Below are 23484 nucleotides of genomic sequence, written 5' to 3'. Positions count from 1 at the left end.
TCCGCCGCAGCTCTTCGAGCACGCGCCCCGAGAAAATCACGCCCCGGGCCTGCGCCGCGGCGTCCGGCGGGTTATCCGGGTCGTAAACCCCCGTCCCGAGACAGGACGGGCAGACCCGGCCCTTGTGACCCGTCACCGGGTGCAGCAGCCTGCCCCGGCCCGAGCACGTCAGGCACACCGGGCCGTCCTCGTCACCGGCCGCCGCCATGATCCGGCCCGCCCGGCCGTCACCGTAACCGGAGCTGAACCCGGGGCCGTAACCGCCGCCGTAACCGGCCGAGACGAACTCCGGGCCGGGCAGCGCCCCGGCACACGGCCCCGCATCGAACTCGATCCCGCCGTGCCGCCCGTCACCGGCATGCCGGTGATCATGGCTGGCGCCGTCGCCGAACAGCGGATGAGCGTGCCTGTGCCAGCCGGTCCCCGGCTCATGGTCCATCAGGTGCGGCCCAGACGCCTGAGCCCGGCGGCGGTCGGGCGCGCTCGGCCGGTTGGGATCGTACTTCCTGGCCAACGAGCGCCTCCTGCAGCCATCTGGCGGGAACACCGCGCACCAGCCGGCCGCCCGGGCCCTCAGTGAAGTGGCCGCTGGTCGCGCTACAGCCAGCGTAGCGAGCGCGACTGTCGGAAAGCCGCAAAACCACGCCCGGAATCGCCCTGGACACCCGATCGGCCTTGTAAGAACCGCACAACACACCCGGAATGACAGCGCCGCGTCAGAGTCGGGCGGCCCGATCGCGTCGATCGCGCGGTCGATCGCGGGCGTCAGCACGTCATCCGCGCCGTGAAGTGCAGCCCTGCGCGCCATTTTTACACCCTCCCGGTGACCATCCGTACCATCGGCGCAGGTCATCGCGTTGACCCCCCCGGTGCGCGGCCGTGCAAAATTTTCTGGCGCGGCGTGCGGCTCTGTGCGGCACCGCCACTAGACATCGGGCGATCCTGCATAGCCGCAGGTCAGCGGGGTGTGGTCACTACGCCATCCAGCGTCGCCGTCCGCGCCGTCTGCGTGGTGTCCGCGGTGCTGCCGTCGCTGTCGTTGCGGTTGCGGTTGCGGTGCTCGCAGTCGACGTGTCTCCACGCGCCGCCGTCCGGCTTGTATATGGGGGCTGGCCGGGGTAGATGGGTCTCTCGCAGCCGGGTGCGCCGCAGGGGTGTCCGGGTCTGACGTGGCGCTCGGCCTGGCGGTCGACTTCCCAGCCGCCGGTCACGGGGGCGGCAGGTCGGCGTGTACGTGAGGTGCAGGTTTCACCGGGTCACCGCCCGCGTGTGAAGGGTGTGTAGGGTTTGCACCTTTGCCTTCCACACGTGCGCGCGCTTTGCCTGATAGACCTTCACATCCTTCACAACCCTTCATCGGGTGCTTCATCGGCGGCCAGCCCGAGCCGCCGCCAGACCATGCCCACGCGGGTCTTCTCCGTCTGATATCCGCGGTTCTGAAGCGACTCGGTGAACGACTTGTTCGTGCCGGACTCCACGCCTTCCGTGGTGCACCACTTCGCCCATGCGGCATACAGCTCCGACGACCTGACGTGGAAGTTCGGGCCGGTCAGGCAGCGCTGGTCGACGAACCGGCCGAGGGCGTCCTCGCCGTCCCGGTATGCGGCCGTCGCCTTGGTGACCTGCTCGGGTTCCGAGAAACCGCGTTCCCGCCAGTCCTGGTAGCCGCGGACGAGCCAGGTGAGGACGTGGTCCGATTCGAGCCGCAGCCGGTCGGCGAGCCGGTCGTCCCGTTCTTCAGCGGGGATCACCACGTTCCACGGGACGAGCCGCAGGCGGCGCCAGATGCCCTCGTCCTGGCCGCTGACCACGGGCTTGTGGTTGGTCAGCATGACGAATGTATGTGAGGGCTCGAAGTGCCAGAAGTCCTCGCGCATCCGCCGGGCCTTGAGCCGGTCGCCGCCGGTCAGCCGCTTGACAGTGCCCTCGGCCAGGCGGCGGCCGGCATCGCTCTCGTGCAATACCGCCAGGCGCAGCCCGAACAGGTCAGCGACCCCGGTGGGGTGGGCGTCGAATGTCCGCGCGTTGAGCAGCTCGGTGTCTGCGGCGTCCGCGTAGTCGCCGAGCGCAGCCAGGATGGCGCCGACGAACGTGCCCTTCCCGTTGGCGCCGTCGCCGTGGAAGATCGGCAGGATGTGCTCGACAACGCGGCCCTCAAGGGCGTGACCGGTCAGGCGGGCAAGGTAGGCGCGCATCTCCGCCTCGGGCTGGACGCGGTCCAGGAAGCCGCTGAACACCGCGCCCGGCGCGCCCGGATCGAGCGCCGCGCCGGCCATCTTGGTGAGCAGGTCGGCAGGGTCGTGAGCACGCAGCTCGCCGGTCCGCAGGTCGAGGGTTCCGTTAGTGCAGTTGAGCAGGTAGGGGTCAGAATCAAGATCGTCCGGGGTGACGACGATCCCCGCTTCGGTTCCCGCCAGGGTGAGCGCGCCGCTGACCCCGGCCGATGACTCGCCACGGCGGGCGCTGCTGAGCGCCGACCGGCGATGCTGCTCGTCCTCGATCGCGAGAGCATCGGCGGTGACGCGCCGGGCGATGGACTTCATCCAGCGCGCGGCCTGGCCGGTGGAGTCGTGCGCCCAGCGCTTGCCGTCCCAGACGAGCCAGCGCCGCCACGCGGGCACGTACCGCAGCCGGTCACCGTAGATCAGGACCAGCCGGTGGGCGTAGCCGAGCTCAGTCTTCGGCTCATCCGGCAGCGGGTCGCCCCACTGCTGACCGTTCCCGCCCGGCTGGTCCAGGTCCTCCAGCTTCACCGTGCCGCCGCCTTCCTGGCCGCGCTCGCGACCGTGCGGCGCGCCTCGTCTTCGGGCAGCCCGACCTGTACGGCTGCGGCAACGAGCTGCTCGAGGTCTCCGTTGGGGGAATCGTTCTCGGCCATCCGGCACGCAGCCCAGAACAGCCCGGCGTTCCGGTTGCCCTCGTGCAGGGTCGCGACCCATGCCACGAGGGCGCCTGACCCGGCGCCGCTGCCGGGACGGGCTGGCGGCTGCGGCGGATCCAGGAGCCGGCGCACGGCCTGCCAGTCGACCCGGCCGTCAGCGGCCCGGTTGTCGAGCACCTCATACGGCCGGCCGCCGACGACCGACGGCGGGGCGACCACGTAGCCGCCTGCGGCCTTGAAGTCCAGGAAGTGCCGCACCAGGCGCCCGCTCGGCTGGCTGCTGCCCGCGTAGTAGGCGTGCAGTCCACCGGACGGTGTCCGGATCAGCGCGCGGGCTCCGGTGAGCAGCCCGGCCGCCTTCAGCCGGTTGAATGCCGCCCAGCCGCTGCCGTCCGGCTTGACGTCGACGTCCAGGACGTCGGGTCCGGGTGCGCCGGTCGCGATTGCCACGTTCCGGTCGCTCCCGGCTGGCCACCACTGGCGGATGGTGGCGGGGTCGGTCGTGGCGTCCTTAAAGCCGTGGTTCGTGTCCGGCACCTTCAATCCTGCCTTGCAAGGGAACACCGGCCACCCCGCAGCGGCGTAGGCGAGCGCCTGGCGCAGGGCGGCGGTCACGCGGCACGCTCGCGCCGGGCCGGGCACTGCTCTGCCGGGTGGTACTCGGCGACGGCGAGCAGGACCTCGTAATCGCCGATCCGCAATGCCGCGGCGATCAGCGGGCACTGGGTTACCCTGTTGGTGGTGCCGCTGCCCGTGTGCATCTTCCGAGGGCCGCCCTTTCGCCGGGGGCGGTCCTCGCCGCTTGTGGCCATCGGCCTACGCCGATGCCCTGCTGGCAGTCGCCCGGCGCTCGATGAAAGCCGCGAGCTGATCCTCGGTGAAGCGGCGGGCGCCGTCGATCTTCAGGGACTCGAGCTGCCGCGTGGCAACAAGCTCGAAGACCTTGCTCTTGCCGAGCTTGAACCGCTGGCAGACCTCGGCGACGGTCAGCAGCGGTGCAGGCGTGATAGCCACGAGAGATCCTTCCGAACCATGACGGTTAGCTGTACGCCTCTAGGGTTGCATTAAAACTTTGATGGCGCAACCTGCAACGCCACGGCGTAACGCAAACCGTCATGGAGCTTGCAGGACTAACTATGAGAGTGCATACTCAGGGCTATGGCGCCCGACAGCTACCAGACAGTCCTGGCCAGGAATCTCCGCGCGGCACGCAGCCGTGTCGGCATCGGCCAGGCGAACCTGGCGACGCGCATGCGCGCTCTCGGGTTCACCCAGTGGGTCCCGCAGACCGTCTCCAAGTCTGAGCGCAGCGACAGGCGCCTGCTGGCCGAGGAGATCGCCGGGCTTGCCTTCGCGCTGGAGACCACGATCAGCAGGCTGATGGCCCCGGTCGACGAGGACCAGGTGGTGGAGCTGCAGCCGGACGGCCCGGCTATCGCGGTGCACTCAGTCCGGCTGTCGGCCACGAACCGGTGGGTGGCGGGCGAGATCGAGTGGGACGGCGACAAGCCGGTCATCGCCAGGCCGGACTACCCGCCAGCGATGCGCGACGTGATGCACCGGATGGCCGAGGGCAAGTGGCCTCCCGCGGAGGGGGAAGGCTGACATGGCCCGGCGGTCGCGCGGCGACGGGAGCGTGTTCTTCGACGCTGCCCGCGGCTGCTGGGTGGGCACGGTCGACATCGGCCGCGATCCGGAGACCGGGCGCCGCCGCCGCCGGAAGGTCTCGGCCGCGAGCAAGACCGGGTGCAGGGAGAAGCTGGACGCGCTGCGCGAGGAGAAGCGCCGCACCGGCACCGTGGGACGCCGCGACCTGACTGTCGAGACGGTGATCCGGGACCTGCTCGCGAACCCGCCCGCCGAGTGGCGGGCCGAGTCGACGTTCCAGGTGAACACCGACACGTGCGAGCGGATCATCGCCGCGATCGGCAAGATCCGGCTGGCGAAGCTGGCGCCCGGCGACGTCGAGCGGTTCCTCGCCGGCATGGCCCGCGAGGGACTGTCCACGAGGACGATCGGCCTGGCCAAGGGACTCCTGGCCCGCGCCATCCGGCGGGCCGAGCGTGACGGCCTGGTCGGCAGGAACGCCGCCGCGCTGGCCGAGACCCCGCGCGGCACCCTGAAGAAGTCGGACTCGATGACGCTGGACCAGGTCCGCGCGCTGTTCGCGTCCGGGCTGACGCCGTGGTGGCGTGCCTACCTGATGACCGGCATCCTGTGCGGCCTGCGGCCGGGCGAGCTGGCCGGCCTCACGTGGAATGAGGTTGACTTCGCCGCGGGCGTGCTCCGCGTCCGCCACAGCCTCAAGGAGGTGACGGCGCCGGCCGGGTCGCCGCTGAAGACCGTGCTGCGCCTTGAGGCGCTGAAGACCGAGCGGTCGAAGCGGACCCTGCAGCTGCCGGTGAGGGTCGCCGAGGCGCTCCGCGCGCTCCGCGCCGCCCAGGCCGCCGACCGGCTGCGGCTCGGCCCGTACTACGGGGACATGAACCTCGTGTTCTGCAGCGCCGCCGGTCAGCCGCTCCGGCGCCAGGAGATCAACCGCCGGTTCAAGCAGGTGTGCAAGAAGGCCGGCATCGGCGCCGGGTGGCACCCGCACGAGCAGAGGCACACCTTCGTGTCGGTGCTGTCCGACGCCGGGGTCGACATCGAGCTGATCGCCGACGCCGCGGGCCACGTCAACAGCGGCGTCACGCGCACTGTCTACCGGCACCAGATCGCCGACAAGGTGGCGAAGGCCGCCGCGGCGATGGACGACGTGTTCGGGACCGGGGGCGCGTGATGACCCCCTGTAGGCTCCCGCGATTGGCTCCCCGCCCGTGCCGGGGAGGTGTAAGCGCAGCTATACGGCGTACTGCCCCATGCGTCAATCGCATGGGGAGGTCCATGCATCACGGCCATGGGCGCTGGGTACAGTGCACGCTGTGAGCTTGCCCGCCGTTCGCCAGGAACTCGTTGTCACGCTCGAGCAGAGCTTGCGCCTGGCGCGGCGGCTCGCGGCGGACGCGGGCGACGATGAGGTGCCCGTCGCTGACCTCGTGGCGCAGGCCACCATGCTCGAACGGCTGGACCAGCGACGCGAGGACCTGATCGGCCAGCTCCGGCGCACGGAGAGCGCCGGCATCCGCGCGACCAGGCCCGGCCCGCCGATCCGCGAGGTCGTGCTGCAGGCCCTTGACGAGCTCGAGTGGCCGCAGAACGCCGGCTTCCTCGAGGAGTACCTGTGGGCCAAGCGCCAGCTGCAGCTGGAGAGCCGGGCGTTCGCCTCGCTGCGCCGCGACGAGCGGCGCGCGTGGCGGCGCGCCCCGGGCGCCCGGGCCGCCTACGTCGTCCCGGCGCTGAACCCGGACGGGTCGGCGAACCCCCGGTGGCTCACCAGCTCGGCATGGGACCTGGAACGCCGTGTCGTCGCGTCACCGCAGACCGAGCACCTGCTGGACCTGCAGAAGATCTCCGCGCTGCGGGTGCGCGGTTCCCGCGGCCCGCTCGGCACGCTGCTCGAACGGTACGCGGAACAGATCCTGGCGATCGAACCGCCGCCGGTTTCCGCCACGCTCGCCCAGACCGACGCGTGGCGCGTGCACGTCCGCGCGCACGTCACGGCGCTGATCGAGCAGATCCGCGCGCAAGACGACCCGCTGCGCAGGCGGATCGCGCGGCGCCTGGCGAGCCTGTCGGAGCACGACCGGGCGTGGGGCCGGGAGAGCCGTGCCCCGGACATCCGCGCCCGGTAACAGCCGCACCCCGCGTGCTCACCCCGCGTGGCGGGTCAGGAACGCCAGCGTGGTGGCGTTGAACTCCTCGACGTTCTCGTAGATGGCCGCGTGTGAGCAGTCCTCGAAGATGACAAGCTCGGAGTCCTTGATCGCCTCGGTGAGCGGCCCGGCGAACCGGGTCGAGGTCACCGAGTCGTGCCGCCCGAACGTGACCTGGGTCGGCGCCTGGATCTGGCCGAGCACCGCGGTGGCGTCGTGCGAGAGCACGGCACCGGACTGGCGCAGGAGCGCGTCCACCGGCGGCATCGGCCGGCCGCGCACGAAGTCGGCGAGCGCGTCGATGTAGTCCGGCTTGGCGGCGTACAGCTCCGGGGTGAAGCAGTAGGGGAAGATGCCCTGGATGACCATGTCGGTGACGCTGTCCAGCGCCTTGGCCATCGTCCGCCAAATCTCGACGACGGCCCGCAGGTAGGGGTCGGTCGCGTGCCACGCGCTGTGCAGCGACAGCGACTTGACCAGCGACGGGTGCTTGGCCGCGAGCCACATGCCGGCCGCCGCGCCCAGGGAAACCCCGCCGACATGCGCGCGGGGAATTCCCGCGGCCCGCATGAACGCCGCGACATCGTCGGCGAGCAGTTCGGTCGTGTACGTGCCTTCCGGCTTGCCGGACAGGCCGGCGCCGCGCAGGTCCACGGTGTAGCAGGTGAAGTGCTTGGCGTAGTCCGCCACCTGGAACGCGTAACACGCCTGATCGGCGGCCAGGTAGGGGATGAGGACGAGCGGCTCGCCCTCGCCGGTGACCTCGTAGTACATCTCGATATCGTTCGCCTGCACCAGCGGCATCGTCGCCTCCCCGGATCAGGCGGCCCCACAGCCGCCCGGCTGCTACTGGGACGATCTTGCCGCCAAACCGGTCCGCCGCGCCACATGAACCGCCCGAGTTAGCGACGCCGCCACCCCGGCCGGAGCCAATTGGCGGCTGGGTCACGATCACGCGGCCGGGTGCAGGCGCGTCCCCGCTGCCGGGTGCCTGCCGGGGTGCCTGCCGGGGTGCCTGCCGGGGTGCCTGCCGGCCGCTGCCCGGCAGTCCGATATGCCCGGTATGCCGGAATCCCGGAACCGGACATTCCGGACAGGGCGATTATCGGGAAGGAAAATACCGGTCAGGGGTGGCCTTTTCTTTCCCGTTATCCCGGCCGGGTGCCGTGAGGGGCCCAGAACGGGACAAATCCGACAGCGAATGCCTGGCCGCGGGCTACAGGTGGTCGAACAGGCCTTCCTTCGCCCCCGCGAGGAACTCCCGCCACTCGGCCCGGCTGACCGGGAGAACTACGTCCGGGGCCTGGGAGCTGCGCATCATCACGACGTCGTCAAGGGTTCCCACCTCGACGCAGGCACCGGATTCGCACTGCCTCCCCGCATACCACGCAGGCTCGCTCGCCGGCACAGGACCCACAACGCCCCCAGCATGATCTCGGACTCAAGTTACATGCCCGAGATAAACAGGTTCTTCGGCCTGTGTCAATATATAAGATGAACTATGTTACGTATGTGACATGAGTAATGATCGGCCCGATATAGCCAAAACGAGGGCCGGCGCGATCGCGCCGGCCCTCACGGGATTGCCGCTTGGTCAGGCGAGATCGTCGAAGTCACCGAGCTTGGCGCCGGCGAGAAAAACGCCCCACTCTTCCACGGTAAACTGAGAAACGGGACCCTCAGGATCGCCCGTGTTGCCGATAAGCACAAACTCGCCTTGGCGGGCCACTCCCACGCATGAACCGGCATCGCACATGCTTGAAATGCGCCAGGCAACATCGCCAGAGGCCGCCGAGTATATGGACATCAGTACCCTTCCAGTTGGTTTTGCGGGTCCCACGGTACTACTCTATTCACTTAGGTAAGCCTTCTGCTGGTCCTCAAGTCGCTGCACCGACTCCCGTGGGCTGAGGGCAGAGTCACGCTGGTACTCAATGGCTTCCCGGTACTGGTCCACGTTCGGCCGGCGTTCATAGTACTGGCTGGCGAACAGGCCCTCTACGTAAACAACCGGTGGCGACAGCACGGGATCGCTGAACTCCAAGAGCACGAACATGCAATCGCTCGCGGGATATGCGCCGACCTTGAAAGGGATTACCTGGATCGTGGCCTTGCCAGCATGCACGACTTCGATAATCTTGGCGAGCTGGGCCGCCATGAGCGAGGCGCTGCCCATCTGCCGATGCAGCACGGCCTCGTCAAGTAGCACGCGATAGCGGGGCGGGTTATCACCCTCGAGCAAGTGCTGGCGGCGGATCCGTGCCTCCACGCGATACTGCAGGATCTTCGGATCAATGCCCGGAAGCACGGCCTTGATGATCGCTCGCGCGTAATCCTCGGTCTGCAGCAAGGCGGGCACATAGTGCATCGCGTAATGGGTGATCGACGACGCCTCCTGCTCAAGCCCGATATACGGGTAGAGGTTGAGGTCCTCGTACTGCGTCCACCAGCCCTGTTCCCGCGCCTGCCGGGTGAGCTGCATCAGCTCCGCGGTGCCGGCCTCGTCAACCTTGTAGAGGGCACACAGGTCACGCACGTCGCGCGGCGACGGCCGGCGTGCCGCCGTCTCCATCCGGCTGATCTTCGCCGGGGAGCACAGGAGCCTGTCCGCGACCTCTTCGACCGTCATGCCGAGGCCGATGCGGAGCCGCCTTAGCCGCAGGCCGAGCTCTCGCTGACGCAGGGTCGGGCTCGTACCGCTCACCGCATGTCGCCCCTCGCTGAACTGAGCCGGACCTGTGCAAGCGCAGGCTCCTGCTTGGCTATCTTTGCCCTGGTCGCCGCCTCCAACTGTTCGTTAGCGGTTCATGCCCTTGGCATGTGCCAGATTTAACCACACGGGGTGACCAAGCACAACGGCGACTCCCCGTGACCAGGGTCGGGCCGGAGCCTGCGGACGTCCCACGCCGCCCGGCAGCGAGGTTGGCGCTGGCAGGCGGCCCGATGCGGGCGATGACATGATCGTCAGGCGGCCTCTCGCGGACGCCAGGGCCGGGCGCTCCCGCGCCGTTCCGGAGACTGACCCCGGTCTTAATCAGGCGACGCGCCGAGTAATGCACAAGGACCACTCCCTAGAACTGGAGTCACTGCGGTCATCGAGCGCTGCTCGCTACCGCGGCCGAGGGTGAGCCGTGGCATAAAACCAAAGGCAAAGAACTGTCGGCAAGAGACTATTGGCATTTGCCATTTCATGCGACGCTGGGAGTAACAAGGGTTCAGCCCTTAGCGAACCAGGAGTACACAGCATGACCACCTCGCAACCCATCGACGTCGCGGACCTGATCCGCGAGCTCAACGAGTCCAACGACACGCTGGAAGACCAGTACCTGCGCGCGCGGGACGCGGCCGACCGGGCCGCGCGCGCCGAAGAGGCCGCCGGGCAGGCGGCGGCCTCCGCCCGCCAGGCGAAGGTCGCGCACCAGGCCATCCAGGCCGAACAGCGGCGGCACGCGGCACTGCCACGGCAGGTGATGTTCGCGCTGGTGACCGTGGCACTGGACGGCCTCGCGTGCTACTTCGCCGCGCAGGCCCTCGACGGAAGCCAGGACGCCACGCTGGTGTGGACGTTCCTCTTCCTGGCCGTGCTCGCCGGCGGTGAGGTCACCCTCGACGTCTACCGTGACCGGCACCGGCGGGCCTGGCGCTCGCTCGTCGCCTTCCTCGGCGCCTTCATCCTGCTGCTCGGCGTCCTCCGGTTCTGGTACCTGGCGACGATCGGGGTCGGCGACCCGGTGGCGGCCGTGGCAGGCGCGGCCCTGTTCACCGGGGCGACGGCCGTCTTCGTGTTCATCGGCTACCGCGCGCTGCGGGCGGCCGAGACGCCGTTGGCGTGGCGGGCGCGGCGCAGGGCCAGGGCGGCGTCCCGGGCGGCGCAGGAGGCCCGCGAGTCGGCCGACAGGGACGCGGTGCACCGGGATCAGCTCGTCGACGCCTACCTGAGGCAGATACGGCGCGCGGCGCTGCGGACATGCCCGACCGCGCAACTGCCGACGCTGGAGGCCGCGGCCAGGGAGCACCTGCACGGGAAGGGGACCTAAGGTGCAGGCGCCAGCGCGGGCCTTCTCCCGGCGCGCCGCAGCGCTCGGGGCACTGCTGGTCTGCCTGTCGGGCTGCGGCTTCCTGCACGGGTCCTCGGCGCACGGCGGGACGCTGACCCTCCCCGCGGCCCGGCCAGCCGTGCTGGTCGTGATCACCAACCCGGACTCGCCCGCGGCGCTGCGGGAAACAGGGGCGCTCATCGCCGCGACCGCGCGGACCGGGGAGAAAGTGATCATACTCGGCGATGACGCCGGGGCCACCCTGGCGGCCTCGACTGCCCCGCCTCCTCCTGCAGTCCAGGCACCCGTCCAGCCTGCGCCGCCCGGCCCGGACCCGACAAGCTTCCAGCGAGCCCGCTATGCGAAGGCGCTGGTGGAGTACCGGGCAGCCGTGCTGCGCGATAGGGCGACGCTCGGCGAACTCCAGCAGGCCGAGCTCACGGCATGGGCAACCAGCCTCCTCGCGGGCGTCCGCACCCAGCTGACCGCACAGCGTGACCAGGGCCCGGATATCGCGGCGAGCCTGGGCGCGGCGGCCGCGGACCTATGGAGCCTGCGGCAGACCGGTTACGGTGGCGACACGGGAGCCGTCATCGCGATCGTGGGCGTCGACGAGACCGCGCAGTCCGTCCCCGTCCCGCCCGCGGGGCTGCTGGGAAGCACGGTCGTGGTCGACGACTTCCCGGCAAGCGGCGGCGGCGAAGCCGCCTGGCGGGCCAGCCTGATGCAGGCAGGCGCGAGCAAGGTGGTCGTGCTCACCGGCGCGGACGGCGACCTGCTCGCACCGGCGGTCGGACAGGCCCTCGACGGCGCGATCGCCGCCCCGCTGACCAGCGTCCTGTTCGGCCTCGGCCAGTACAGGCTCACCGCCGCCGCGCTCCCGCAGCTTCGCCGGCTGCTGCGGCTGCTGACCATCCAGTATCCGGACGCCACGGCAACCATCATCGGCTACACCGACGACCTCCCGACTCCGGGCGGGAACCAGCGGCTCTCGCAGCTCCGCGCGCGGGCGGTTGCGGACTGGCTCACGGACCACGGGGTGGCGAGCTACCGGCTGCAGGTCTACGGCGACGGTGCCACGGACCCGGTTGCCCCCAATACGGCGACCGGGCAGCCGCTCGACCGCCGTGTCGAGGTCATCGTCGACCCAGCCGTGTCGTAAGCCGCGCAGCGCGATGCGGTGACCGTCAGGTCAGCCGACGTTCGGCGGCCCAGCGGGTGAGCTGGTGCCTGGAGGACAGCTGCAGCTTGCGCAGCACCGACGACACGTGGCTTTCCACGGTCTTGACCGAGATGTACAGCTCCCTGGCGATCTCCTTGTAGGTGTAGCCCTGGGCGATCAGCCGGAGGACCTCGCGTTCGCGGCTCGTCAGCTGGTCGAGCTCGGGGTCGAAGGACGGCTTGACGTCCTCGGGCGACGGGGCGGCGGCGAACGCGTCGAGCACGAACCCGGCCAGCCGGTGCGAGAACACCGCGTCGCCGCCGGCCACGCGCGTGATCGCGTCCGCCAGGTCGGCCGTGCTGATCGTCTTCGTCACGTAGCCGCGGGCGCCTGCCCTGATCACGGCGATCACGTCCTCGGGCGCGTCGGAGGCGGACAGCGCGAGGAACCTCACATCGGGGTGCTCCTTCTTCACCGCGGCGATGACGGCCTGCCCGCCGCCGCCCGGCAGGTGCACGTCGAGCAGCACAACGTCGGGAACGAGCCGGCCGATCAGCTCGATCGCGGGGGCGACATCCTCGGCCTCCCCGACCACCTCGACCTGGCGGCCGAGTTCAGCGCGCACACCGGACCGGAACAGGCCGTGGTCGTCGACAAGCACCACGCGCGGCGGAGCCGCGCGCACCGCGCCGCTCACCGGGTGCTCCCCCCCGCCCCGGACCGCGGCTGCCCGGCCGGCGTCGCGGTCCGCGGCATCGTCAAGGTCACCTTCGTCCCCTCACCGGGTGCGGAGTTCACGATCGCCGAGCCGCCGTGCCTGGTCATCCGGCCGTGGATCGACTCCGCCAGCCCCTTCCTGTCGCCGGGAACCGCCTCCGGGTCAAAGCCCTTGCCGCGGTCCCTGACCGCTACCTCCACCTGGTCCGGCTCGACCTCGGCGTACAGCGAGACCACGCTGGCACCTGACCACTTCGCTGCGTTGACGGTCGCCTCGCGGGCCGCCGCGAGCAGGGCGGCGAGATCGTCGCCGAGCGGGCAGTCACCGACGGTCACCACTTCGACCGGAATCCCGTGCCTGGCCTCGACGTCCTGCTGGATCTGCCGGATGCCGGCGGCGAACGATGTCACGTCGGCGTCCCCGGGGGAGCGGCCCTCGAACAGCCACGATCGCAGCTCGCGCTCCTGCGCCCTGGCAAGCTGCACGACCTGCTGGGGGTCGTCGGCGCGGCGCTGGATGAGCGCGAGCGTCTGCAGCACCGAGTCGTGCACCCGGGCGGCCATATCGGCCCGCTCCTCCGCCCTGGCCCTGGCCTGCCGCTCGAGCACCAGGTCCCTGGCGATCCGCAGCCACCAGGGGCCGAGCAGCAGCACGAGCCCGCCGGCCGCAAGCATGACGCCGGCGAGCGGGCGCAGCATGGTGGCCTTCTCGTGCGACGTCAGCAGCCAGACGAGCCCGCCGGCTATCAGCGCGACCCCCGCGATGATCCGGATCCACAGGCCGCGCCGCGCTTTGTCCCCGCTGGGGCCGAGGCTCTCCAGCGGTTCGATCAGGCGCCGCATCGCCGCTCGCTCGCTGCCGGACGCGTTCCGCCAGATGAGCGCGAGGCACGCCACGCTTACGACCTGCGGCCAGCCGTCGGTCTCGAGCAGGCCGTCGTTCAGCACGCCGGCCAGGAGCAGCAGCACGCAAAGGGCCGAGGCAAGCCCGACGGCCAGGGCGATGCCGCGGGAGTCGTGCCGCGCCCTGCTGCCGATGCTGGCTTCGGAGTCCTTCGCCGGGATCATCAGCCAGGCGCCGAGATAGAACGGAATCGCCCAGCCCTGGCTGAACAGCCCCAGGACGACGAACACGATGCGGACCGCCGTGGTGCTGAAGCCGCACCAGGCGGCGCAACCCGCCGCGACCCCGCCAAGCAGGCGGTCCTCCGGGTCGCGGCGCAGCGGTCCGCCGCCAGGGTGCCACCACCGGTGCGCCCGGCCGGGGCGCCGGCGCCAGTCAGGTGCCTCCTCCCCGCCGCGACCGGCGTGCCAGCTGCGCCCGCCCAACCGCTCACGGCGGTCGGCCCAGCCGGACCGCCCGGGACGGCCGTCCTGGTCGGTGAACCGGAACGGCGGCCACGTCGGTTCGCTCGGTTCCTGCACACGACCATCATCGCCCGCCGCACCCGGCCGGGGCCATCCGGGCTTACCCCGATGATCCCCTGACGCTGTCCCCTATCCGCCCCGTCCGGTGTCAGGGTTCTACCAGGGCAGACCCCCATACCGCGCCGCGGCGGGCGGACGCAGGCTTAAGTCATGAGCACTTCGACCATGAACACAGACCCGCAGCCAACGATCCCCGCCGGCCGTCCCCCGCTCCGCCGCGCCTACCACGGCCGCATGCTCGCCGGCGTCGCCGCCGGGATCGCCGACTACCTCGGCGTTGACGTCACGATCGTCCGGGTGGCTTTCGTGGTGTTCACCTTCCTTGGCGGCGCAGGCATCCCGGCCTACCTGGCCTGCCTGCTGCTCATCCCCGAAGAGGGCACCGACGAGTCCATCGCCAGCTCGCTGCTCGACTCCTTTCAGCACGGATCACGGTAGGAGGGCCGCGCAGATGTCTCCCACCTCCGGCCAGCAGTGGACGCGGCGGATCCGCTACTCCGACCAGCACATCCGCGTCTCTGACGCCGAACGCAACGCGGTCGCCGAGCGCCTCGCCGCCCATTACGGCGACGGCCGGCTCGACCAGGCCGAGTTCGACGAGCGGGTCAGCCAGGCGATGGCCGCCAAGACCCGCGGCGACCTTGACGGCCTGTTCGACGACCTCCCCGACCCTGAGCCGACGGGGGCCCAGGGGACGGCCGGGCAGCACGGCCCGGCCGTCCCCTACCGGATGCACCGCCGGAGGTCAGCACGCCCGCTGCTCCTCGTGGGGCTCGGCATAGCGCTGATGGTCGCGGTGTGGCACACCTTCGCCGCCATCTACATCCCGTGGGTCTGGGTCGGCGTGATCGTGCTGGCGATCCTGCTCATCGCCCGGTCCCCCCGCGCTCGCAACGACCGCTGAGCCGTCCTGCTGCCCGCTGACGGAGGCTGCCGCCGTCGGCGGGCAGCGCGCGTGCCAGGCTAAGTCTCGTGGCGACGGTTCTCGCGTTTCACGCCCACCCCGATGACGAGGTGCTGCTGACCGGCGGGACGCTGGCCAAGCTGGCCGCCGGCGGTCACCGGGTCGTGGTCGTGGTCGCCTGCGACGGCGCGGTGGGGGCGCCGAACAGCAGGCTGGACGAGTTTCGCCGCAGCGCCGCGATCCTGGGCGCCGCGCGGGCCGAGCACCTCGGCTACGCCGACAGCGGCCACGGCCGCGAACTGTACGCCGACCCGCCCGGGCGGGTGCGGTTCGCCCGCGCCGACCCGGCCGAAGCCGCCGGTAGGCTGGCCGCGCTGCTGCGCGAGGAGCACGCCGACCTGCTGCTCAGCTACGACGCGCAGGGCGGCTACGGCCACCGTGACCACGTCAAGGTCCACGAGGTCGGCGCCATGGCCGCGGCGCTGACGGGCGTCCGCGTGCTCGAGGCCACGGTGCCCAGGGAACTCGCCATCCGGATGTTCGGCCTGCTCAGCCGCCCAGGATTGGTGAGCAGGTCCAACGAGCGGGCGGCCAGGACCGCGGGCACGCCGCGCGCCGCGATCACGCACCGGGTGGACGTGCGCGGCTACGCCGCGACCAAGCAGGCCGCGCTGGCCGCGCACCGGACGCCGGCTGACGGCAAGGGCCGCGCGTCGCGGCTGTTCCGGCTCGCGGCCGCGCTGCCCGTTCCGGTCTTCGCCCTGCTCGCCGGGCGCGAGTGGTTCACGGAGCCGGCCGCCGCACCCGGTCCGGTCCTTGACGATATCTTGCACGCCCGGTAAACGATGGTGTGCGAGGGAGTGCCGCGCCTGCTGGCGGCAGGGCCCCCAGCGCACGAGGGCGGTCGTCAACCGGCGCCCCGCACCGCTAGCCAGTAGACGCCGCACATCGCCAGGGCGAGGGCGAGCAGCGCCGGGCCGAGCGCCCGCGCGCTGACCGCCCCGATGACCAGCCCGATGCCGGCCGGCAGCGCGAAGCTGCCGACGGCGGAGGCGGCCATCTGCAGCCCCACCGCCGCGGTCGCGCCGCCCTCCCCGGACCGGTCCGCCGTGGTGAGGGTGAGCAGCGGGAACACCGGCGCGGCGGCGAGCCCGAGCAGCATCATCCCGGCGACCGCGACGAGCCCAGGCCCCGGCACCGCCATCAGCAGCGCGCCGGCCGGCACCCCGGCGACGGCGAGCGCGAGCACCCGGGAGGCGCCGGCCCGTTCGGCCACCGGGCCGAGCACCGCACGCCCGGCGAACATCATCAGCCAGTAGGCCGACACCGCTATGCCGGCGACCGCGGCCGGCAGGCCGCGGCCGCCGGTCAGGAACACGTAGCCCCAGATGCCGGCCGCCGACTCGACCCCGGTCTCCACGCCGGTGAACACCACCCCCGCCAGGATCGCGTGGCGGCGAGGAGACGGCCCGGACCGTTCGGCTGATGCTGTATTTTCTTTCGCCGCGGCGGGCGCGGCGGGCACCTTCCACCTGTGCCGTGCCGCGGCCAGCATCACGGTGATCGCCGCGACGGCGAACGACATCGCCGCCATGGTCCACCGCCAGCCCGCGCCGGCGGCCAGCAAGGCGGTGACGAGCAGGGGGCCGAGGGTGGCGCCGAGGCCGTAGCCGGCGTGCATCCAGGTGACCTGCCGCGCGCCGAAGTGCCCGGCGGCGTAGGCGTTCAGCGCGGCGTCGATCGCCCCGAAGCCGGTGCTGAACACCGCGCTCCCGATCGCGATCAGCCACAGCGCCGGCGCCAGCGCCTCCACGGCGAGCGCCCCGGCCACGAGCGCGCTCGCGGCGGCCAGCAGCGGGCCGGCCGGCACCCGCGCCAGGATCCGGCCGGTCGCGGCGCTCGAGGCGGCCGAGGCGGCGACGCCGGCGGCGAGCACGATGCCGAGCGCGGCGACCGGCTCATGGAGGCTGATCCGCATGGACGGCCACAGAATGCCCAGGGTGGAACCCGGCAATGCGATGCCCAGGTAGGTGAGGCAGGAAAGAGCGAATGGCGGCACGGCGAGGAAGCCCTCCGGCTGAGGGGTGCTGCGATCGCGAGCAGCACGCGGTGACGGGACCCGGTGTCAGCGCGTGCGTGGTTGGCCGGCCACCTCAACTCCTCGAAAACCTGCCATGTCTGCCCGTGAGTCTATCTCTTTAGATTTGCCCGAACGGACACCGCCGCCTCCCCGACGTCAACTGATAGCCCCGGAAGGAGGCGGGCGATAGGACAAAAACATGACAGGGAACGTCGCTTTCCCCGGCTTCCGCAATGTCGCCTCATAGGGGTAATCTGCCCCAAGGCTTACTGGCGGCCTTGCCGCCGCCTGGTAAGGGGGACTGAGGAGCCGTAATGGCAGCCACCTGCGGCAACTGCCGTTCGCCGATGGGCGATGACGACGCATTCTGCGGAATCTGCGGAAGCTGCGGACAGCCGGCGACAGTGACGAACGGCTCGGCACCGCTGCCGGCCACCGCTGGGTAGCGCGGCGGCATGGGGAGGCTTAGGGGGACGCCATGAGCTTTTGCAGGATGTGCGGGCAGCAGCGCATCGCAGGCGTGCGCTTTTGCACCGCCTGCGGAGCGGAGTTCACCGAGGAGCCCGTGGCGGCCGAGACCCGGGTCGCGGAAGAGCCCCAGGCGTGGGGACCGACGCGGTGGGACCAGCCCGTCGCCGAGCCCGCGCCAGCCCAGCCGTGGGCGGCGTACCCGCCGCCCGGCCCGCCGCCAGCGGCGGCGCCGCCTGCCCAGCCGACGTGGGCGGCACGACCGCCGGACGACCCGTGGCTGGCCTCGCCCACGCAGTCGCTGATCCGGCCGCCGTCCCCGCCGGCGCCGGCGGCGCCGCCAGCGCCGCCGGCCTTTCAGCCGCCAGGCGCTCGGCCGCCGTTCCCGATTCCGCCCAATCGGGTGCCGCCGACCGGGCAACAGTGGCCGGCCTACGGGCGGCAGCCGCCGCGGTCCGGGCGCGGCGGCAGGAAGACGGCACTGATCGTGGCGGTGGCGGTCGTGGCCGTGCTCGCCGCCGGGGGCGGCGCCTTCGCGCTGGTCTCGGCCATGAAGGGACACCCCACCGCAGGGCCGTCCGCCCACGCGACCGTCACGTCCCCGTCCCGCCTCGCCTCCAGCACCCCAGCCCCGTCGCCCGCGCCGAGCGCGGCAAGCCTGACCCCAAGCCCGACGGCACCCGCGAACCCCAGCCCGTCGCCAACGGGAGTGAGCATCGCGCCGGGCGTCGCGGCCAACTCGGCCACGCCAGCGGTGCAAGCGCTGCTCAACCGCTACTTCACCGCGATCAACACCCGCAACTACACGGCGTACAACAGCCTGCTCGACGCACAGCTGCAGGCGAGCGACACCTCGTCGTCCTTCTACTCCGGCTACGCGACGACCAAGGATTCCGCGGAAACCCTCACCTCGATCGCCGACACCGGAGCGGGCGACCTGGCGGCGACCGTCTCGTTCACCAGCCACCAGAATCCCGCCGACAGCATCAACAACAGCTCGTGCACGATGTGGACGATCACCCTGTACCTGGTTCCGCAAGGCAGCAGCTACGTGATCACCGCGCCGCCGTCCAGCTACCACTCCACCCACCTGAACTGCTAGCACCGGCCGCGGGCGGCAGCGGTGCGCGGCCGGTGTGGCCGCCAGAACCCCGCCGATAGCATCGACAACAGCTCGTGCACGGCGTGGACGATCACTGTCTACCCGCAGCCGTACGGGAACGGCTACCTCACCGATGTTCCGCCTGCCGGCTACCAGCCAGCTGACCAGAACTGCCCGTGGCACGCCCAAGCAGGAGAAACCATGACCGTACCGCTCGCCGCCCGGTGGGTCGCGGCGGCGTGCGGCGTGCTCATCGTGCTCACCGCGTGGAACAGCGTGATCGGAACGCTGGTCGTGCCCCGGCCGGTCGGCTCCTGGCTGACCCGCGGGGCGGACCGGGTGGTCCTCGCGGCGTACAGCCTGGTGACGAAAGGCGTCGCCGACTTCGCCAGGCGGGACCGGATCCTCGCCACGCAGGCGGCGGCGATCCTGGTCACCCAGCTCATCGGCTGGCTCGGGCTCGCCATCGCCGGCTTCACGCTCGTGCTGTGGCCGTTCGCGAAGAGCGGCGTCGCCGCCGCGCTGTCGGACGCGGGCTCGTCCATGTTCACGCTGGGGTTCGCCGAGCCGCCAGGCACCGTGCCCGCCGTGATCGCCTTCATCGCCGCGGCCACCGGCCTGGGGGTGGTCGCCTTGCAGATCGGCTACCTGCCGACGCTGTACTCCGCGTTCAACCGGCGGGAGACCGAGGTGGCGCTGCTCAACGCGCGGGCGGGGGTCCCGTCGTGGGGTCCGGAGCTGCTCGCGCGCACGCATTACGCGCTCGGCTCGGGCGTGTCGACGCTCGACACCCTGCCCGAGCTGTACTACCGGTGGGAACGCTGGGCCGCGGACGTCGCGGAAAGCCACACCACCTACCTGCCGCTGGTCCGGTTCCGCTCGCCGAACTGGCTCTCCTCGTGGGTGACCTCACTGCTCGCGGTCCTGGACTCGGCGGCGCTCATGCTGTCGCTCGCGCCCGGGGAAGCGCCCACGGTCCCCGCCAGGCTGTGCCTGCGCGGGGGGTGGTCCTGCCTCGGCCGCATCGCGCGGGCGATGGGCTTCGACGTGCCTGAGGAGGCCGACCCCGACGCCGGCATCACCCTGACATACGAGCAGTTCCTCGACGCGGTGAGCCGGATGCGGGAGGTTGGCTTCCCGATCACGCGCGAACCGGCAGACGCCTGGCCCGACTTCGTCGGCTGGCGGGTCAACTACGAGCGAGCCGCCTACGCGATCGCGTCCGCCGTGGACGCGGTGCCGGCCCAGTGGTCGGGGCCGCGCCGCTACCCGACCACGCCGATTTCACCAAGCCGGCCGCCGACAGGCCGTCCCGGGCGGATGCGCAAGCGCTGACCGCTGGCCGGCGGCGCTGACATCTTGGCGCGAGGGTAGATGATCTGTCATTGATTCCGCGCTATGCTGGAAGAATGAGCGGAGACTGGCTCACGGCGGACGAACAGCGGGCATGGCGCACCTACCTGCGGATGAGCTCGCTGCTGCCTGCCGCGCTCAACCGGCAGCTACAGCAGGACTCCGGGCTCACCCTGCCGGAATATGAGGTGCTCGTGCAGCTCAGCGAGGCGCCCGGGCAGGTGCTGCGCCCGTTCCAGATCTGCGAGGCGCTGAACTGGGAGCAGAGCCGGCTCTCCCATCAGCTCACCCGGATGCAGCGGCGCGGGCTCGTCGCCAGGCAGGAGTGCGAGGCTGACGGCAGGGGCGCATTCGTCGTGCTCACGGCGGCCGGGGCCGACGCTATCGGGTCGGCCGCTCCCGGGCACGTGGCCGCCGTCAGGCGGCTGATGTTCGACCGGCTGAGCGAGGACGAGCGCGCGGCGTTCGAGCAGGCCTGCGCGACCATCGTGGCGGCCCTGACCGGGCAGCCCCGCTGAGCCGCGGCTACGGGTGCGAGCCTGGCTGTCCGCCCTGATTTCCCTGCCCCGAGCTGCCGCTCGCACCCGGGCTCGGCTGCGGAGCCCCGGTGGACGCTCCCTGGCCCTGGTTGCCCTGGCCGGCGTTCCCCGCCGCAGCCTGGTATGCACGCTGCTGCTGGCTGGCCCAGGGGTACCCGTGCGGGAACAGGCTGGCGATGTACGGCTTGCAGTAGCTGAGCACACGGTAGGGGCTTCCCGCCCGCTCGCTGAGCTGCTGGAAGATGGCAAACTCCGCGTACCACTCGGACTGCGGCTGCGGGTGCACGAAATTGCCGTAGTACTCGGTGCACAGCCTGCGCGCTGTGGACTGCTTCGGCGAGGGGCCGGGTGTGGGCGTCGGGGTGGGGGTCGGCGCAGGGGTCGCTCCTCTCGCCGCGAGGTTCGGCGAGGTTGAGCCGTGCGACGACGGGTGCGCCCCGGCCGAGGAGGTGGCCGACGAGAGCACAAGATGATGGTCGTGACCTGGCATGTCGACTACCGCGAGCGTGACCGCCGCGACGATCACGGCCGCGGCCGCGGCCCCCATGACCACCGCCGCCGGCCGGCTCAGCAGCCGGGCAGTCCGCCGCCGCCGGCCCCGGTGCCGCGCGGCGGGCCTTGGCGCGAGAGCCGAGGGCGCCACGGGCAGCTCCAGGGTGCGCGCGAGGCCGCCTGGCCCCGAGGCCTCCCGCAGCCCGAAGGCGCGGAACTCGGCGAGCGCGCGGAACTCGGCCATGATCGTCGCCTCGCCGCGCAGCTCGGCGAACGTCGGGGCCGCGCGCAGCGCGGTGAGGGCCTCCGCGACCTGGCGCAGCGCCACCGGGATGTCAGCCGCTTCGCCGGACAGCAGCGCATCGAGGTCCCAGTCGTCAAATGGCGGGGTACCCCAGGCGGGAGGCAGGAAGCTGTCTGGCATGTCATCGTCTGGAACGCCGTACCCGGTCAAAGCGTTACACCTGCCCCAGATAGCAGGGTCGCGAGCTTTCGCAGGCCCCGGTGCGCGGCGACGCGCACCGAGCCGGGAGACCGCCCGAGCATGTCCGCCACCACGTCGGTATCCAGCCCGGCGACGACCCGCAGCAGGATCACCTCCGCCTGCTGTTCTGGCAGCCTGGACAGCAGCGCCATCGCCGATTCGGTCGCGATGTTCTCCATGGCGATCTGGTCCGCGCCGACCGTTCGCGGCATGTCCGCCGCGCTGATCTCGTCTAGCGGCTCGGCGGGATGCCGCTTGCGCAGCCTGGCCTGGTCGAGCAGGCGCCTGCGCGCGGTGGTGAACAGCCAGGCACGCCAGGCGGCCTCGTCACCGCTGAACCTGGGCAGTCCCCTGACGACCTGGACCCAGGTCTCAGCCGCGACATCCTCGGCGTGCTCCGGGGCGACGACCCGCAGGTAACGAAGCAGGGCCGGGTTCGCGTCTCGCCACAGTACCGCGAAAGCGTTTTCGCTGCCGCCCTGGGCGGCCGCCAACTGCGCCGCGAAGTCCTCGCCCACCACATGCAGAGTATCGACACTCTAAGAGCTTTCCCGCAGCCAAATCAGCATCATGATCGCAACCAGCAACATGACGCACAACGCTTCAACGTGCGGCCATCGATGGCGATAATGGCAGCCATTCGCCGTTTATCGCATTCTGGCGGCGAATCGCCGTGCCAGCGTCCTGGTAAGGCTGGGGTGACGGCAAACTGCCGCAGCGAAAGGTCCCGGAAGGTCACCGGCCCCCGCGGTCCGGGTACCGCGTCGATGTTGATCCCAGTTTCCGGCACCCCGAGCAGCTTGAAACCGTCGAGCAGCCTGGTCGTCGCGTTCCAGAAGGCGCCCGTGCCCGCGTAGGCGCCGAGGAACTCCGCCGCCGCGTCCGCGTCGGCGGCGGCGATCCCCGCCGCGAGGCCCGACGTCTCGTCGTTGGCGATCGCCGCCGCTTCGGCCGGGCTGCCGGCCGGCGCGATCGTGACGGTCGCCTCCCGCCGCGGGTCAAGCGCCCACTCATAGCCGAGCGGATGGTCGTGCGGCGGCAGCGAAGCGGCGATGCCCAGCCCGTCAAGCTGCGCCGTGATCTCCGGCAGCCACTCGTCCCACAGCTGGCGGTCAAGCAGCAGCAGGTTGAGCCTGTTGCACACGCCGAGCCGGTCCAGGCTGGCCCTGATCAGGGCAGCCGCCACGGACCGTTCGGCGGAAGAATGGACGTAAAGCACCCCGCCGCCGTCAGCGTGGGCAAGCGTCCGCACCCCGTGCGCCGCCGCCTCAGCGGCCAGCGCGCGGGTGCTCGCGCCGCTGCCGCGCAAGATCACGAGCGGCACGAGCTTCGGCTCGCGGACCAGGGCGTACGCGGCCGCCTGGCCTGGCAGCCTGAGCAGCTGGATGGCCGCCGGGTCAAGTCCCGCCTTCGCGAGCGCCGGCGCGATCACCTCGTCCGCCAGCGCGATCGCCGAGCGCAGGGCCGCGCTGCCGGTGCGCAGGACGCCCGCGTTACGCGACTTGATCAGCTGTGAGGCGACGTCCACGACAACGTTCGGCCGAGCCTCGAAGTTCGCCCCGATCACGCCGACCGGGCGGCGGCGCTCGCTGAGCACGAGCCCGCCTGGCAGGTCACGGAGCTTACGGCTGGCCGGCTCCGGCGGCACTCCGGCCAGGATCTCGAGCTGGGCGGCCATCGCCGCCAGGCGCTGGGCGTCGAGCCGGAGCCGGTCCCGCACCCCGTCCGGCAGGCCGTCGGCGGCGGCGGCGCGCATGTCCTGCTCGTTGGCCGCGAGGACAGCGGGGGCGGCTTTGGCGAGAGCATCCGCCATCGCGGCGAGCGCGGCGGCGATGACGTCGTCCTGGGCAGCCACGAGCCCGGTCACGGTGGCCCGGGCCGCGCGGGCGGCGGTGCGGACGGCCTGCGCAGCCGCCGTGTCCTCCGCTGTCATGATCCGTCCTCCCGGCGGCGCGCCGCACCCTCGGTCCCTTGGGCCGTCACGTGCCGAGCGTACCTGACAGTGCCGGAGCGGAGCGGCGGGGCGTCAAGCCCGCAGCTCAGGGTTTGCAGCGCGGCCTCGTCCCGCGCGGCCGGGACCGCCTC

Annotated in this window: 27 protein-coding genes and 1 pseudogene; 11 read left to right on the top strand and 17 right to left on the bottom strand. The window is 71.4% G+C overall.

Going from position 1 to position 23484, the window contains the following annotated elements:
• The 5 genes and pseudogenes from Q1N79_RS16825 to Q1N79_RS16805 form a co-directional block, all read right to left on the bottom strand.
• Positions 1–514, bottom strand: a pseudogene (locus tag Q1N79_RS16825) (hypothetical protein); the annotation flags it as partial.
• 829 nt (positions 515–1343) lie between these two features.
• Positions 1344–2753, bottom strand: coding sequence for a phage/plasmid primase, P4 family (locus Q1N79_RS16820; RefSeq protein WP_300610023.1), 1410 nt, complete (start codon positions 2751–2753; stop codon positions 1344–1346).
• Positions 2750–3496 (bottom strand): bifunctional DNA primase/polymerase, encoded by a 747-nt coding sequence (locus tag Q1N79_RS16815; protein ID WP_300610022.1) that lies wholly within the window; start codon positions 3494–3496, stop codon positions 2750–2752. Before Q1N79_RS16815 ends, Q1N79_RS16820 begins: the two co-directional genes overlap by 4 nt.
• A complete protein-coding gene (locus Q1N79_RS16810) occupies positions 3493–3642 on the bottom strand; it encodes a hypothetical protein (RefSeq protein ID WP_300610021.1) in 150 nt (49 codons plus the stop codon). Before Q1N79_RS16810 ends, Q1N79_RS16815 begins: the two co-directional genes overlap by 4 nt.
• A gap of 55 nt (positions 3643–3697) precedes the next feature.
• A complete protein-coding gene (locus Q1N79_RS16805; protein ID WP_300610020.1) occupies positions 3698–3895 on the bottom strand; it encodes a helix-turn-helix domain-containing protein in 198 nt (65 codons plus the stop codon).
• A 144-nt stretch (positions 3896–4039) separates the two neighbouring features.
• On the opposite strand from Q1N79_RS16805, the gene Q1N79_RS16800 reads away from it, so the two are divergent.
• The 3 genes from Q1N79_RS16800 to Q1N79_RS16790 all read left to right on the top strand — a co-directional run bounded on the left by Q1N79_RS16800 (position 4040) and on the right by Q1N79_RS16790 (position 6612).
• Complete coding sequence (locus tag Q1N79_RS16800) at positions 4040–4486, top strand: hypothetical protein (RefSeq protein WP_300610019.1); 447 nt, start codon at positions 4040–4042, stop codon at positions 4484–4486.
• Between the two features lies 1 nt (position 4487).
• Positions 4488–5660: a site-specific integrase gene (locus Q1N79_RS16795; protein ID WP_300610018.1), complete on the top strand. Its 1173-nt coding sequence runs from the start codon at positions 4488–4490 to the stop codon at positions 5658–5660.
• Positions 5661–5802: 142 nt separating this feature from the next.
• Positions 5803–6612, top strand: a complete 810-nt coding sequence (locus Q1N79_RS16790; protein WP_300610017.1) for a hypothetical protein — start codon at positions 5803–5805, stop codon at positions 6610–6612.
• An 18-nt stretch (positions 6613–6630) separates the two neighbouring features.
• Here the strand turns inward: Q1N79_RS16790 and Q1N79_RS16785 are convergent, their stop codons facing one another.
• From Q1N79_RS16785 to Q1N79_RS16770, 4 genes are all read right to left on the bottom strand, one after another.
• A complete protein-coding gene (locus tag Q1N79_RS16785) occupies positions 6631–7437 on the bottom strand; it encodes an alpha/beta hydrolase (RefSeq protein WP_300610016.1) in 807 nt (268 codons plus the stop codon).
• 412 nt (positions 7438–7849) lie between these two features.
• On the bottom strand, positions 7850–8041 hold the full coding sequence (locus Q1N79_RS16780; protein ID WP_300610015.1) for a DUF397 domain-containing protein: 192 nt from the start codon (positions 8039–8041) through the stop codon (positions 7850–7852).
• A gap of 186 nt (positions 8042–8227) precedes the next feature.
• Positions 8228–8440 (bottom strand): DUF397 domain-containing protein, encoded by a 213-nt coding sequence (locus Q1N79_RS16775; RefSeq protein WP_300610014.1) that lies wholly within the window; start codon positions 8438–8440, stop codon positions 8228–8230.
• 42 nt (positions 8441–8482) lie between these two features.
• Positions 8483–9337: a helix-turn-helix transcriptional regulator gene (locus tag Q1N79_RS16770; protein WP_300610013.1), complete on the bottom strand. Its 855-nt coding sequence runs from the start codon at positions 9335–9337 to the stop codon at positions 8483–8485.
• Between the two features lie 541 nt (positions 9338–9878).
• Between Q1N79_RS16770 and Q1N79_RS16765 the strand changes: the two genes are divergently transcribed.
• Positions 9879–10670 carry a hypothetical protein gene (locus tag Q1N79_RS16765; protein WP_300610012.1) on the top strand — a complete coding sequence of 264 codons (792 nt, stop codon included), beginning with the start codon at positions 9879–9881 and terminating at the stop codon, positions 10668–10670.
• A 1-nt stretch (position 10671) separates the two neighbouring features.
• Complete coding sequence (locus Q1N79_RS16760) at positions 10672–11832, top strand: OmpA family protein (protein ID WP_300610011.1); 1161 nt, start codon at positions 10672–10674, stop codon at positions 11830–11832.
• A 25-nt stretch (positions 11833–11857) separates the two neighbouring features.
• On the opposite strand, the gene Q1N79_RS16755 is transcribed toward Q1N79_RS16760, so the two are convergent.
• Positions 11858–12529 (bottom strand): response regulator transcription factor, encoded by a 672-nt coding sequence (locus Q1N79_RS16755; RefSeq protein WP_300610010.1) that lies wholly within the window; start codon positions 12527–12529, stop codon positions 11858–11860.
• On the bottom strand, positions 12526–13974 hold the full coding sequence (locus Q1N79_RS16750; protein ID WP_300610009.1) for an ATP-binding protein: 1449 nt from the start codon (positions 13972–13974) through the stop codon (positions 12526–12528). The genes Q1N79_RS16755 and Q1N79_RS16750 overlap by 4 nt, the downstream gene beginning before the upstream one ends.
• A gap of 153 nt (positions 13975–14127) precedes the next feature.
• Between Q1N79_RS16750 and Q1N79_RS16745 the strand changes: the two genes are divergently transcribed.
• From Q1N79_RS16745 to Q1N79_RS16735, 3 genes are all read left to right on the top strand, one after another.
• Positions 14128–14415, top strand: a complete 288-nt coding sequence (locus tag Q1N79_RS16745; RefSeq protein ID WP_300610008.1) for a PspC domain-containing protein — start codon at positions 14128–14130, stop codon at positions 14413–14415.
• A gap of 13 nt (positions 14416–14428) precedes the next feature.
• On the top strand, positions 14429–14881 hold the full coding sequence (locus Q1N79_RS16740) for a DUF1707 domain-containing protein (protein WP_300610007.1): 453 nt from the start codon (positions 14429–14431) through the stop codon (positions 14879–14881).
• Positions 14882–14949: 68 nt separating this feature from the next.
• Complete coding sequence (locus Q1N79_RS16735; protein ID WP_300610006.1) at positions 14950–15723, top strand: PIG-L family deacetylase; 774 nt, start codon at positions 14950–14952, stop codon at positions 15721–15723.
• Between the two features lie 65 nt (positions 15724–15788).
• Here the strand turns inward: Q1N79_RS16735 and Q1N79_RS16730 are convergent, their stop codons facing one another.
• The 3 genes from Q1N79_RS16730 to Q1N79_RS16720 all read right to left on the bottom strand — a co-directional run bounded on the left by Q1N79_RS16730 (position 15789) and on the right by Q1N79_RS16720 (position 18146).
• On the bottom strand, positions 15789–16940 hold the full coding sequence (locus Q1N79_RS16730) for a sugar MFS transporter (protein WP_300610005.1): 1152 nt from the start codon (positions 16938–16940) through the stop codon (positions 15789–15791).
• A gap of 486 nt (positions 16941–17426) precedes the next feature.
• Positions 17427–17723, bottom strand: coding sequence for a hypothetical protein (locus Q1N79_RS16725; protein ID WP_300610004.1), 297 nt, complete (start codon positions 17721–17723; stop codon positions 17427–17429).
• 138 nt (positions 17724–17861) lie between these two features.
• Positions 17862–18146, bottom strand: a complete 285-nt coding sequence (locus tag Q1N79_RS16720; protein WP_300610003.1) for a hypothetical protein — start codon at positions 18144–18146, stop codon at positions 17862–17864.
• Between Q1N79_RS16720 and Q1N79_RS16715 the strand changes: the two genes are divergently transcribed.
• From Q1N79_RS16715 to Q1N79_RS16705, 3 genes are all read left to right on the top strand, one after another.
• The gene (locus tag Q1N79_RS16715; protein WP_300610002.1) at positions 18139–18531 is read left to right on the top strand and encodes a hypothetical protein; all 393 of its coding nucleotides are present in this window, start codon (positions 18139–18141) and stop codon (positions 18529–18531) included. The two genes, Q1N79_RS16720 and Q1N79_RS16715, sit on opposite strands and share 8 nt — an antisense overlap.
• Positions 18532–18552: 21 nt before the next feature.
• Complete coding sequence (locus Q1N79_RS16710; RefSeq protein ID WP_300610001.1) at positions 18553–19866, top strand: hypothetical protein; 1314 nt, start codon at positions 18553–18555, stop codon at positions 19864–19866.
• 74 nt (positions 19867–19940) lie between these two features.
• Positions 19941–20402 carry a MarR family transcriptional regulator gene (locus Q1N79_RS16705; RefSeq protein WP_300610000.1) on the top strand — a complete coding sequence of 154 codons (462 nt, stop codon included), beginning with the start codon at positions 19941–19943 and terminating at the stop codon, positions 20400–20402.
• Positions 20403–20409: 7 nt separating this feature from the next.
• Here the strand turns inward: Q1N79_RS16705 and Q1N79_RS16700 are convergent, their stop codons facing one another.
• From Q1N79_RS16700 to Q1N79_RS16690, 3 genes are read right to left on the bottom strand one after another with little or no spacing between them, the layout of a single operon-like run.
• Complete coding sequence (locus Q1N79_RS16700; RefSeq protein ID WP_300609999.1) at positions 20410–21339, bottom strand: hypothetical protein; 930 nt, start codon at positions 21337–21339, stop codon at positions 20410–20412.
• A 26-nt stretch (positions 21340–21365) separates the two neighbouring features.
• Complete coding sequence (locus Q1N79_RS16695) at positions 21366–21917, bottom strand: sigma-70 family RNA polymerase sigma factor (protein ID WP_300609998.1); 552 nt, start codon at positions 21915–21917, stop codon at positions 21366–21368.
• 50 nt (positions 21918–21967) lie between these two features.
• Positions 21968–23332 (bottom strand): aldehyde dehydrogenase family protein, encoded by a 1365-nt coding sequence (locus Q1N79_RS16690; protein ID WP_300609997.1) that lies wholly within the window; start codon positions 23330–23332, stop codon positions 21968–21970.
• Positions 23333–23484 lie beyond the last annotated feature (152 nt).

It is taken from the genome of Trebonia sp. (assembly GCF_030042015.1).
Lineage (GTDB): Bacteria > Actinomycetota > Actinomycetes > Streptosporangiales > Streptosporangiaceae > Trebonia.
This window is presented reverse-complemented; position numbering and strand designations above follow the sequence as displayed.